This is a genomic window from Actinophytocola sp. NPDC049390 (assembly GCF_044466355.1).
Classification (GTDB): domain Bacteria; phylum Actinomycetota; class Actinomycetes; order Mycobacteriales; family Pseudonocardiaceae; genus Actinophytocola.
The window spans coordinates 326733-337946 of the sequence record NZ_JBITMQ010000003.1 but is presented as its reverse complement, the minus strand read 5'-3'; the positions used below and the strand labels follow the sequence as shown (position 1 = coordinate 337946).

The 11214-nt window shown below is 70.9% G+C and carries 13 protein-coding genes and 1 pseudogene; 6 read left to right on the top strand and 8 right to left on the bottom strand.

The genetic code is table 11. From position 1 onward, the window contains the following. Positions 1–431 (top strand): annotated as a pseudogene (locus ACIBVP_RS12605) (hypothetical protein); the annotation flags it as partial. On the opposite strand, the gene ACIBVP_RS12600 reads toward ACIBVP_RS12605, so the two are convergent. Together ACIBVP_RS12600 and ACIBVP_RS12595 are read right to left on the bottom strand one after the other, a co-directional pair. Continuing rightward, a complete protein-coding gene (locus ACIBVP_RS12600; RefSeq protein WP_396106197.1) occupies positions 428–1573 on the bottom strand; it encodes a class I SAM-dependent RNA methyltransferase in 1146 nt (381 codons plus the stop codon). The pseudogene ACIBVP_RS12605 and the gene ACIBVP_RS12600 overlap by 4 nt on opposite strands. After that, complete coding sequence (locus ACIBVP_RS12595) at positions 1570–3588, bottom strand: APC family permease (RefSeq protein ID WP_396106196.1); 2019 nt, start codon at positions 3586–3588, stop codon at positions 1570–1572. The genes ACIBVP_RS12600 and ACIBVP_RS12595 overlap by 4 nt, the downstream gene beginning before the upstream one ends. A 95-nt stretch (positions 3589–3683) precedes the next feature. Between ACIBVP_RS12595 and ACIBVP_RS12590 the strand changes: the two genes are divergently transcribed. Both ACIBVP_RS12590 and ACIBVP_RS12585 read left to right on the top strand, forming a co-directional pair. Next, positions 3684–4349, top strand: coding sequence for a potassium channel family protein (locus ACIBVP_RS12590; RefSeq protein ID WP_396106195.1), 666 nt, complete (start codon positions 3684–3686; stop codon positions 4347–4349). Next, positions 4349–5005: a potassium channel family protein gene (locus ACIBVP_RS12585; RefSeq protein WP_396106194.1), complete on the top strand. Its 657-nt coding sequence runs from the start codon at positions 4349–4351 to the stop codon at positions 5003–5005. Before ACIBVP_RS12590 ends, ACIBVP_RS12585 begins: the two co-directional genes overlap by 1 nt. A gap of 6 nt (positions 5006–5011) precedes the next feature. Here ACIBVP_RS12585 and ACIBVP_RS12580 read toward each other — a convergent pair whose 3' ends face one another. Beyond that, positions 5012–5746 carry a DUF3159 domain-containing protein gene (locus ACIBVP_RS12580; RefSeq protein WP_396106193.1) on the bottom strand — a complete coding sequence of 245 codons (735 nt, stop codon included), beginning with the start codon at positions 5744–5746 and terminating at the stop codon, positions 5012–5014. Beyond that, entirely contained in the window at positions 5743–6117 is a 375-nt protein-coding gene (locus ACIBVP_RS12575; protein ID WP_396106192.1) for an OB-fold nucleic acid binding domain-containing protein, read from the bottom strand. Before ACIBVP_RS12575 ends, ACIBVP_RS12580 begins: the two co-directional genes overlap by 4 nt. Before the next feature lie 96 nt (positions 6118–6213). Here ACIBVP_RS12575 and ACIBVP_RS12570 point away from each other — a divergent pair, with 96 nt between their 5' ends. Next, on the top strand, positions 6214–6930 hold the full coding sequence (locus ACIBVP_RS12570) for an alpha/beta fold hydrolase (protein ID WP_396106191.1): 717 nt from the start codon (positions 6214–6216) through the stop codon (positions 6928–6930). On the opposite strand, the gene ACIBVP_RS12565 is transcribed toward ACIBVP_RS12570, so the two are convergent. After that, positions 6927–7589 carry a DUF3710 domain-containing protein gene (locus ACIBVP_RS12565; RefSeq protein WP_396106190.1) on the bottom strand — a complete coding sequence of 221 codons (663 nt, stop codon included), beginning with the start codon at positions 7587–7589 and terminating at the stop codon, positions 6927–6929. The genes ACIBVP_RS12570 and ACIBVP_RS12565 overlap by 4 nt on opposite strands. Before the next feature lie 5 nt (positions 7590–7594). Then, complete coding sequence (gene dut, locus ACIBVP_RS12560) at positions 7595–8062, bottom strand: dUTP diphosphatase (protein ID WP_396106189.1); 468 nt, start codon at positions 8060–8062, stop codon at positions 7595–7597. Between the two features lie 162 nt (positions 8063–8224). Here dut and ACIBVP_RS12555 point away from each other — a divergent pair, with 162 nt between their 5' ends. After that, positions 8225–8719: a DUF3093 domain-containing protein gene (locus ACIBVP_RS12555; protein WP_396106188.1), complete on the top strand. Its 495-nt coding sequence runs from the start codon at positions 8225–8227 to the stop codon at positions 8717–8719. Positions 8720–8788: 69 nt separating this feature from the next. Here ACIBVP_RS12555 and ACIBVP_RS12550 read toward each other — a convergent pair whose 3' ends face one another. Next, complete coding sequence (locus ACIBVP_RS12550; protein ID WP_396106187.1) at positions 8789–9097, bottom strand: DUF4193 domain-containing protein; 309 nt, start codon at positions 9095–9097, stop codon at positions 8789–8791. Between the two features lie 465 nt (positions 9098–9562). Here ACIBVP_RS12550 and cei point away from each other — a divergent pair, with 465 nt between their 5' ends. Then, positions 9563–10240, top strand: coding sequence for an envelope integrity protein Cei (gene cei / locus ACIBVP_RS12545; protein ID WP_396106186.1), 678 nt, complete (start codon positions 9563–9565; stop codon positions 10238–10240). Between the two features lie 158 nt (positions 10241–10398). On the opposite strand, the gene ACIBVP_RS12540 is transcribed toward cei, so the two are convergent. After that, a complete protein-coding gene (locus ACIBVP_RS12540) occupies positions 10399–11202 on the bottom strand; it encodes an inositol monophosphatase family protein (RefSeq protein WP_396106185.1) in 804 nt (267 codons plus the stop codon). Positions 11203–11214: the final 12 nt, after the last annotated feature.

The window sequence follows — 11214 nt, the reverse complement described above, 5'->3', positions numbered from 1 at the left end:
CACCGGGCATCCCGGCCACTCCCTACGGCAGCCAACACCCGGGCCAACCCACCCCACCACCGGGCAACCCCGCCACCCCCTTCGGCGGGCAACAGCCCGGCGAACCCACCCAACCCCCAGGCATCTCCTCCGCTACCTTCGGCGGCAACCTCGGCGAACCCACGCCACCACCAGGCGTCCCCGCCACCCCCCACGGCAGCCAACAGCCGGGCCAACCCACCCCACCACCGGGCATCCCCGCCACCCCCCACGGCAGCCAACAGCCCAGCGAACCCCCCGGCATCCAGCCCGCCGGAACGCGACGCCCGGGCGAACCCACGCCCCCGGCACCCGACAACGAGTCGTCCTGGTTCGGCACGACCGACGACAAGCCCCGCGGCTACGGCGTCCCCGCCACCCCCTTCGGGCCGCAGGACGACCAGCGCCGCTAACGCTCCAACAACGCCACGCACTCCACGTGATGCGTCATCGGGAACGCGTCGAACGCCCGTAGCCGCGTCATGTGGAACCCGTGCCCGGCGAACGTCGCCACATCCCGGGCGAGGGCGGCCGGATCACACGCCACGTACACCACCCGCGACGCGCCCCGGTCCGCGATCGCGTCCACAACGGCACGGCCCGCGCCCTTGCGCGGCGGGTCGAGCACCACCACCGATGGGTCCGGCCCCTCGCCCGCCCGCAGCACCGCCTCCACACGGCCCGCGAACACCCGCACCTGCGGCAGGTCCGCCAGGTTCCCCGCCGCCTCGACGGCCGCCGCGCGGTGCGACTCCACCGCCATCACCGAGCCCGCCGGGCCGACCTGCTCCGCGAGCACCGCCGCGAACAACCCGACCCCCGCGTACAGGTCCCACGCCGACTCGCCCGCCGACAACCCCGCCCACTCGCCGACGACCTCGCCGTACACGTCCGCCGCGTCCGGGTGGGCCTGCCAGAAGCCCGACACCCGCCACTCACGCCGGACCGCCCGTTCCACGGCGACCTCTTCCTCGCCGACGTGGGTCTCCCCGGCCGAGTCCACGGACACGGTCAGCGCCGAACCCGGCGGCCACGTCCGTGTGACCACCTCGTCGACCGTGCCGTACGCGGAGATCGGGCAGTCGTCGACCGGAATCACGCGGTGGCTGCGGTGTGCCAGGAAGCCCGGACGTCCCGCGTCGTCGACCGTCATGCGGACGCGGGTGCGCCAGCGCAGCGGACCGCCCGGCAGTTCCTCCACCTCGACCGGCATCTCCACGCCCGCGAGGCGCGACAGCTGCTCGGACACGACCGACGCCTTCAGCGCGCGCTGGGCGTCCCACGTCGCGTGCTGCCAGTCGCAGCCGCCGCAGCCGCCCGGTACGGCCACCGGACACGACGGTGCCACCCGGTCGGGTGATGCCGACAGGACCGCAACGGCGTCACCGCGGCAGAACGAACCGCCGCGGTCCTCGGTCACCGACACCACGACCCGTTCGCCGGGCAGCGCGTGGCGCACGAACACCACCCGGCCCTCGTGCCGCGCGACGCAGTGGCCGCCGTGGGCCACCCGGCCCACCTCGACCTCGAAGCGGCGGCCCACCCACGTCGTCACTGGCGGTCCTTCTTCTCCGACAGGCCACGTCGCATCGCGAGCGGCGACACCTCCTGACGCGCGCGGAGCCGTTCCTTGCGCCGGTCCGCCGACGCCAGCTGCCACGGCACGCTCGTCACCATCACACCCGGCTGGAACAGCAGCCTGCCCTTCAGCCGCAGCGCGCTCTGGTTGTGCAGGATCTGCTCCCACCAGCGGCCCACGACGTACTCCGGGATGTACACGGTGACGACGTCGCGCGGATTCGCCGTGCGCACCCGCTTCACGTACTCCAGCACCGGCTTCGTGATCTCGCGGTACGGCGACTCGATCACCTTCAGCGGCACCGAGAAGTCCTCCTGCTCCCACTGCGCCACCAGCGTGCGGGTGTCGGTTTCGTCGACGTTGACCGTCACCGCCTCCAGCACGTCCGGGCGGGTCGCGCGGGCGTACGCCAGTGCCCTGCGCGTCGGCAGGTGCAGTTTGGACACGAGCACGATCACGTGGTTGCGGGACGGCAACGTGGACACGTCGCTGGTCGCCTCCGCCTCACGCAGTTCCTCCGCCACCCGGTCGTAGTGGCGGCGGATGGCCGTCATCAACAGGTAGATGGCGGCCATCGCGGCGATCGCGATCCACGCGCCGTGCATGAACTTGGTGATCAGCACGATCACCAGCACGGCCGAGGTCATGAAGAGACCGAACCCGTTGATGGCCTGGCGTCTGCGCATCTTCGTGCGCTCCGCCTCGTCCTCCTCGGTGCGCAACAGGCGGTTCCAGTGCCGGATCATGCCGCTCTGACTCAGCACGAACGACACGAACACGCCCACGATGTACAGCTGGATGAGTCTCGTGACCTCGGCGTCGAACGCCACCACCAGCACGATCGCGAATGCGGCCAGGCCGACGATGCCGTTGGAGAACGCGAGCCGGTCGCCACGGGTGTGCAGCTGACGCGGCAGGTACCGGTCCTGGGCGAGGATCGACCCGAGGACCGGGAAACCGTTGAACGCGGTGTTGGCGGCGAGCACCAGGATGAGGCCGGTGAAGAAGATGACGTACCAGACAGCGGGGTCGAAACCGCTGAAAACGGCGTTCGCGAGCTGCGCGACGAGCGTCTTCTGTTCGTAGCCCGCGGGCGCGTTCACCAGCTGGTGCGCGGGGTCCTCGGCGATCTTCGTCTGCGTCACGGTGGCCAGCATGATCAGGCCGAGGAACATGATGATCGCGAGAACGCCCATCAGCAGCAGCGTGGTCGCCGCGTTCTTCGACTTGGGCTTGCGGAACGCGGGCACACCGTTGCTGATCGCCTCGACACCGGTCAGCGCGGCGCTGCCGGACGAGAACGCGCGCAACACCAGGAACACCAGCGCGAACCCGGTGAGGTGGTCACCCTCCTCCAGCAGCTCGAAGTTCGCGCTCTCCGCCCGGATGTCGTCGCCGAGCAGGTACACCCGGGTGGCGCCCCAGATCACCATGGCGACGATGCCGAGCACGAACGCGTAGGTCGGGATCGCGAACACCGTGCCCGACTCGCGGACGCCGCGCAGGTTGATCGCCGTCAGGACCACGATCGCGCCGACCGCGAACTCCACCTTGTGCGTGGCGACGAACGGCACGACCGACCCGATGTTCGCGGCCGCCGAGGAGATCGACACCGACACCGTCAGTACGTAGTCGACGAGCAGCGCGCTCGCCACGACCAGGCCCCATCTCGGTCCGTGGTTGACGGTCGCGACCTCGTAGTCACCGCCGCCGGACGGGTAGGCGTGCACGTTCTGGCGGTAGGAGGCGACGACCGCGAGCATCAGCGCGACGACGACGAGCGCGATCCACGGGCTGTACATGTACGCCGAGACACCGGCGACCGACAGCGTGAGGAGGATTTCCTCCGGCGCGTACGCCACGCTGGACATCGCGTCGGACGCGAACACCGGCAGCGCGATGCGTTTCGGCAGGAGGGTGTGCGCGAGGCGGTCGGTGCGGAACGGGCGTCCCACCACCAAGCGCTTCAGCACAGACGCGAGCTTGGGCACGGAACGACAGCGTAAGCGGTCCGGTCACCGGGATGGAGCAGCCACCGGTAGGTTCTGCATGACACATCCGAGGAACTACCCGAGGAGGCCGGCTCGTGCACGTGGTGATCATGGGCTGCGGGCGCGTCGGCTCGTCGCTCGCCGCCGCGGTCGAACGGCTTGGCCACACGGTTGCGGTCATCGACAAGGACACGCAGGCGTTCCGCAGGCTGGGTATCGACTTCCACGGCCAGCAGGTCGTCGGCGGTGGTTTCGACCGGAAGGTCCTGGTCGAGGCGGGCATCGAGCGAGCCGGGGCGTTCGCGGCGGTGTCCAGCGGGGACAACTCGAACATCATCTCCGCGCGGGTCGCGCGGGAGACGTTCGGCGTCGAGCACGTGGTCGCCCGCATCTACGACGCCAAGCGCGCCGAGGTGTACGAGCGGCTCGGCATCCCGACGGTGGCGACCGTGCCGTGGACGACCGACCGGCTGATGCGGACGCTGCTGCCGGACGGTGTCGCGTCGGCGTGGCGCGACCCGACCGGCAAGGTCGCGATCGTGCAGCTGCCGTTCCACGAGGGCTGGGTCGGCCACACGGTCGCCGAGATGGAGGCGGCCACCGGCGCACGCGTCGCGTTCATCATGCGGTTCGGCACCGGGGTGCTGCCGGCCCCGAAGTCCGTCGTGCAGCACGACGACCAGGTCTACGTCGCGGCGCTCTCCGGCACGGTCAGCGATGTCACCAACGCGGCGGCACAGCCGCCTGAGGAGGCCTCGTAATGCGGGTCGCAATCGCCGGGGCCGGGGCGGTCGGCCGGTCCATCGCCGCCGAGCTGGTGGCGGGCGACCACCAGGTGATGCTCATCGAGCGGCTGGAGAGCCAGTACGAACCGCACACGGTCGAGCAGGCCGAGTGGGTGCTCGCCGACGCGTGCGAGCTGTCGTCGCTTGAGGACGCGGGCCTGCAGCTGTGCGACGTGGTCATCGCGGCGACCGGCGACGACAAGGTCAACCTGGTCGTGTCGCTGCTCGCGAAGACGGTGTTCGCGGTGCGCCGCGTGGTCGCCAGGGTGAACGACCCGGCGAACGAGTGGCTGTTCAACGAGGCGTGGGGCGTGGACGTCGCGGTGTCGACCCCGAGAATGCTGGCGGCGATGGTCGAGGAGGCCGTGTCCGTCGGCGACCTCGTGCAGCTGCTGACGCTCCGGCAGGGCCAGGCCAACCTGGTCGAGATGACCCTGCCGGAGGACACACCGCTCGCGGGCAAGCCGGTCCGCGCCATCCACCTGCCCCGGGACGCCGCACTGGTGGTCATCCTGCGCGGCGGCCGGGTGATCGTCCCGCAACCCGACGACCCCCTGGAGCCCGGCGACGAGCTGCTGTTCGTCGCGTCGGCGAACGTGGAGGACGAGATCCGCAAGGCCCTTGGCTACTGACCCCGGCTAGGCGCCTTCCGGCTCCGGCTTGCCGGAGTACTTGGCGCGCAACCGTTCCTCGATCGCGCGGTCCTCTTCCTCGGCGTCCGACTGGAGCTTCTTCACGCGGTGCCCCGCGCGCGTCACGGCCCACACGGTCACCACCAGCGCGATCGCGGTCAGCGGGTAGCCCATCGCGAGACGGGCGAACGCGAGCCAGCCGGTCTGGTCCTCGTCGTAGAGCCAGCGCTGCACGATGAACCGGGCCGCGAACACCAGCACCCACGTCAGCGTCGCCATGTTGTAGGCGAACATCGCCTTGCGGTCCGACCGCCAGCCCATGCCGTGGCCGTTCAGGAACGACCAGATGACGCCGACGAGCGGGTACCGCACGAGGATCGACGCCGCGAACACGCTGCCGTAGACGAGGCTCGCCCAGATGCCGAACAGGAAGAAGCCCTTGGCCGAGCCCGTCCGGTACGCGATGAACGCGGCGATGCCGACGCCGAAGAACCCCGAGATCGCGGGCTGCAGCGGTTCCTTGCGCACGAGGCGGAGCACGGTGATGGCCGCCGCGCCGCCGAGCGCGCCCCAGATCGCCACCGTCAGCCCGAACAACGAGTTCAGCAGCACGAAGACGAGCACGGGGACCGACGAGTAGATCAGTCCACTGATCCCACCCATCTGTTCGAGGAGCGTCTGCTCCTTCTCCTCGGCGGGGTCCGAAGGGTTGGGGGCCGCGGTCTTGGCGGGTTCAGTCATGTAGCCGTCTGCAACTCGTAGTAGGGGTTGTAGAGCACCTTCTGGCCATCCCGCATGGCGATACGGCCCTGTGCCTTGATCGTGCGGCCCGGTTCGATGCCCGGGATCCGGCGACGACCGAGCCAGACTAGTGTCACGCCCTCGGTCCCGTCGAACAGCTCCGCCTCGAGCGTGGCGACCGCGTCGCGCGGGCTCAGCTCGACGCTGCGGACCCGGCCGCACACCGTGACCTGCTCACCGGACTGGCAGTCGCGGGCCTTGCGTGCCCCGACCGCCTCGGCTTTTTCCGAGAGGTCGTCGGCATCGAGCTCCTCGACGTCGCTCGTCAGCCGTTTGACCAAGCGGCGAAAGGGGCCCTTCTCGGTGCCCATGTTGACGCTCCCGTGGTTGCAGGGGCCGGCCCCGACTCCGGCCCGGACGAAACCAGCGTAACCACCTGATGTGGCCCCTGGTGGAGGATCTGCCCCGTGAATGTTGCGGAACCGGGATCTGCCGAGGTCGCCGTGCTCCTGCCGGGAACGGGCTCGGACGAGGTGTTCGTGCGGTCGGTGTTCGAGGTGCCGTTCGCCGCGGTGTGTGTCCGCGCGGTCACTCCGAAGCCCGTACCAGGGCCGGGACTGGCGCAGGCGTGCCTGGACGCGCTCGACGAGGCCGCGGCGGACGGGCCGGTCATCGCGGGTGGCGTGTCGTTCGGCGCGCACGTCGCCGCCGAGTGGGCGCTCACCCGGCCAGGCCGGTGTGCGGGGCTTGTGCTCGCCCTGCCGGGCTGGCACGGCGAACCAGGTGACGCGCCCGGCGCCGTCTCTGCTCGCGCCGCGGCCGACCTCGTGCGGTCGCTCGGCGTCGACGGCGCGCTCGCGGTGGCCACCGACGGGACGCCGCCGTGGCTCGCCACCGAGCTGTCCCGGTCGTGGCGCGGACACGGCGACGGGCTCGCCGGCTCCCTGGCCGTCGCGGCGGAGCGACCCGCGCCGACACTGGAGGCCCTGGCCGAGCTGGACGTGCCGACCGGCATCGCGGCCTGCACGGACGACCCGGTCCACCCGAAAGAGATCGCCGACGCGTGGCTCGAGGCCCTGCCGAGGGCGACCATGTGCACGACCCGTCTGGACATCGTGGGAGCGGACCCCGAAGCGCTCGGGAGGGCGGCCGTACTGGCCTGGCTGCGCGCGGGAGGCCGTTAGCCCTGCTGGGCCTGGATGTGCTGGGCGATGGAGGGCGGCAGCTCGATCGGCAGCGGCGTGCGCACCGGCATCGGCTGTGTGCCGCGCACGACGACCGTGCCGCGCACGAGGTCGTACAGGGCATGCGTGCTCTGCTCCGCGAGGTCCGGCGGACCCGCGACCACGCCACGCAGCATCCACCGAGGACCGTCGACACCGATGAACCGCAGCTGCACCTCGCCGAGCGCGGCGACCAGCTCCTGGCCCCACTCGCCCGCGGCGCTGCGCACCTTCGCGCCGTCGCCGCGGAGCTGTTCGGCCAGCTCACCGCACACCTCACGCCACAGGCCGCCCGACCTGGGCGCCGCGTACGCGTTCACCGTCAGCTGCCCGACCGGGGTCACCACGTGCACCGCGCGCACCGCGCGGTTGGCGTCCATCTCGACCTGCAGCTGTGCGCCGTCGGGCACCGGGAGGCGGACAGAGCCGAGGTCGAGCCGGTTCAGGCCGTCGTCGGGGGCGTCGGCCTCGTCGTGCGGGCCCGCGTACTCGAACAGGTCGCCCTCGAACTCGGGCGCGAGGTCGTCGTCGGCGACATCGCCGTCCTGAGCGTCCTGCTCGTCGTACCCGGGCTCGTAGTCGTCCCGCTCGGCACGCTTACGCCGTCCGAACAATCCCACCGCTTTCAGCCCTCCACCGGTGTCAGCACCGAATGCCCGCCGGTCGACCCGTAGCCGCCGGCACCGCGCTGGGAGTCACCGAGGTCGTCCACCTCACGGAACACCGCGTGCTCGACGCGCTGTACCACCAGCTGGGCGATCCGGTCCCCCCTGCGCAGCTCGATCGGTTCCCGCAGGTCGTGGTTGACCAGGCAGATCCTGATCTCGCCGCGATAGCCGGAATCGATCGTGCCCGGCGTGTTCACCACACTCAGCCCGACCCGGGCGGCGAGCCCGGAACGCGGGTGCACGAACGCGGCGTAGCCCTCCGGCAGCGCGATCGCGACGCCGGTACCGACGGTCGTGCGCTCGCCGGGTTCGATCACGACGTCGGTCGTGGTCACGAGGTCCGCGCCGGCGTCGCCGGGGTTGGCGTACGACGGCACGGGGACACCGGGGTCGATACGGGTGAGCAGGACCTCCACGCTGGGCACGAGCGGCGAGACTACCCTGGAGTCGTGACCGACTCACCACGCGGTGCGGCCGAGAAAGAGCCGACCACACCGCGACCTCCGGGCGACCCTGCTCGCTTGCCAGGGCAAGCTCGCCGGGACGGTCGCCATGACATTGCGGGGGCGACCCCCGCAGACCCCACGGTGCGTGCGGTCCCGGCCCAGCATGGTTCCGGCGCGCATGGTGCCGCCCCGCTTCATGCCGAGCGGCTCTACGTCACCTGGTACTCGTGGCTGCTGCCGATGGCGGCCGCGGGGCTGATGGCCGCGACCGTGCACCTCGGCTACCCGGGGCTGCGCTCGTGGCTGCCGTACGTGCTGCTCCTGCCGCTCACCGCGGTGCTGATCTGGCGCGCGGGCCGGGCACCGGTCCGCATCGCGGGCGGCGAACTGTTCGTCGGCGAGGCCCACCTGCCGCTCGAGTACGTCGGCGAGGTCGAGGTGATCGCCGCCAAGGACAAGCGCCGGGTGCTCGGTCCGCAGCTGGACCCGCGCGCGTTCGTGCTGCACCGCAACTGGGTGGGCCCGGTGCTGCGGGTCCAGGTCACCGACCCGGCCGACCCCACGCCCTACTGGGTGTTCTCCACCCGCCACCCGGAGAAGGTGGCGGCACTGTTGCGCGGACAGGCGCACGGATAGGGCCCGCCACCGCATCCGGTGAGCAGGCCCGTCCCGTTCTTCTGTTGTCCCCCGCCGTGCGTACGCGGCTCAGGCGCAGTCGCGGCAGATCGGCTGACCGTTCACTTCCTCGGCCAGCCTGCTGCGGTGATGCACCAGGAAGCACTTGGAGCAGGTGAACTCGTCGGCCTGCTTCGGCACGACGCGTACGGTCAGGTCCTCGCCGGAAAGGCCAGACAGGTCGGCACCCGGCAGCTCGAAGCTCTCCGCGGTGTCCGACTCGTCTACGTCGACGACTCCGGACTGGTTCTCGTTTCGACGTGCCTTGAGCTCCTCGAGCGAGTCCTCCGCGAGATCGTCGGCCTCGCTGCGGCGTGGCGCATCGTAATCGGTGGCCATCTTCGTGCACCCCCACTTCAGGATGTGTTCGCGCGCTGGTCAACGTTCAGGCGCCCCAGTTTGTGCCCGTCATCTCAAGTGACGGAGGTCTCGCACTTCGCGCCGTGTTTCAGGGTCCACCCGCGGGACCCGTCGGAATCGATTCGCATCTCATGTTCGACGACTGGAGCGGGCAGAGGGTAGCCCATACCGTCGGACCTATCCAGCAGGTCACCCGTTCGGGTGTGTCTTAAACGCCTGCCGGGGTCCGGGCAACCTCTCGTCACCGTATGCGTCTGTGTGGTCGCGACCTGCGGTCGCGCACCCCGAAGGGCTCGATCTCGACACGATACGTCGACTTCGGCGGCCCTCAAGCCGCCGAACGGAGCTGAAACGCCTAGGCTGATCAGCAGCGAACAACGGGGTGGGGACCTACGAAGTTCGGCCAACCGAGAAGGGCGGGGACAAGTGGCGGCGGGGAACGTCATGCGGGGCCGGGGGCAGCGCTATCGGAAGCGTCGGCCGCTACCCGCGTTCCTGTTGATCCTGGTGCTCGGCATCGCGGCGACGGTCGTGTGGCTGAAGGTCATGAAGGCGGACGAGGAGATCACCACGGCGGCGCACTGCGACCCGCCACCGGCGCCCACGTCGACCGTCAAGGGCAAGCCCGCGCCCACGCTGGGCAAGCCGCTGGAGCCCACGGCCCTGGACCGCACCGATCCCGCGGCGCCGTCTTCGGCGCTCGTGCGGGTCGTGAACGCGAGCGGCCAGCGCGGCCAGGCCCGGTTGGTGACCGAGACGCTGCGCGGCCTCGGCTTCACGCAGATCGGCGACCCGGCCAACGACGCGCTGTACGGCGAGAAGATGACCTGCCGGGGCCAGATCCGCTTCGGCGCGCAGGGCACGGCGGCCGCGCGCACCCTCAGCCTGGTCGAACCGTGCTCGGAGCTGATCCGCGACGAACGCAAGGACGCGACGGTCGACGTGGTGCTCGGCGAGAAGTTCGACGACCTGCACCCGACCCGCGCCGCCCGCACCCTGCTGGAACAGCTGAACGACTTCGCCGAACAGAACCCCCCGGCCAAGGGCGGCCTCCAGGCCGACGCCCCGAAACCCGACCTGAGCCCGGAACTGATCTCCGCAGCCCGCAACGTCAGGTGCTAACCCGCGAGTCGCGCCCCCCAACACCGCGAGTCGCGCTCCCAAACACCGCGAGTCGCGCTCCCACGCATAGCGAGTTGTACGTTTCGTGCACACACCCACGTCGATGAGGGGTGCACGAAACCGACAACTCGCTGTGTCCGAGAACGCGACTCGCGGGGTTACAGGCCGGTGAGGCCGGCGGTGGTCAGGGCTTCCCGTAGTTCCTTCGCTATGCCCGGGGTGGCGCAGAAGGTGAACTCCCGGTCCAGTTCGTCGTCGGTGCCGGGGTAGCGGACCACCGCGCCCGCCTCCTCGGCGACGAGCGTGCCGCCCGCCCAGTCCCACCGTGACAGGCCGTGTTCGAAATAGGCGTCCACCCATCCGGCCGCCACCGCGCACAGGTCCAGCGACGCCGCACCGCCGCGCCGGATGTCCCGCACCCTCGGCAGCAGCCGCGACACGCCGACCGCCTGCCTTTCCCGGCGCTCGACGCGGTACGCGAAACCCGTCGCCACCAGCGACAGGTCCAGCCGCGTCGCGTCCGACACCCGCAGCGGCACGCCGTCGCACCACGAGCCGGCGCCGCGCACGGCCGTCCACTCCCTGCCCGACGCGGGCTCCACCACCGCGGCGGCCACCGACACACCGTCGACCTGCGCGGCCAGTGACACCGCGTACCAGGGGTAGCCGTACAGGTAGTTGACCGTGCCGTCGATCGGGTCGACCACCCAGCACACCTGGCCGGGCGCGCCCGTGTCCGCGCCGCCGGTCTCCTCGCCGAACACCGGCTCACCCGGCCGCAACTCGCCGAGCCGGGCCCTGACCAGCTGCTCGACGGCCACGTCCGCGGCGGTCACCACGTCGGTCTTCGACGACTTCGTGTCCACATCCGTGATGGCCGACGGCCGGGACCGCTGAGCGAGCTCAGCGGCCTCCCGAGCTACCGATACGGCAACGGCGAGCAGTTCATCCCAGGCACCCACGAGACCTATCGG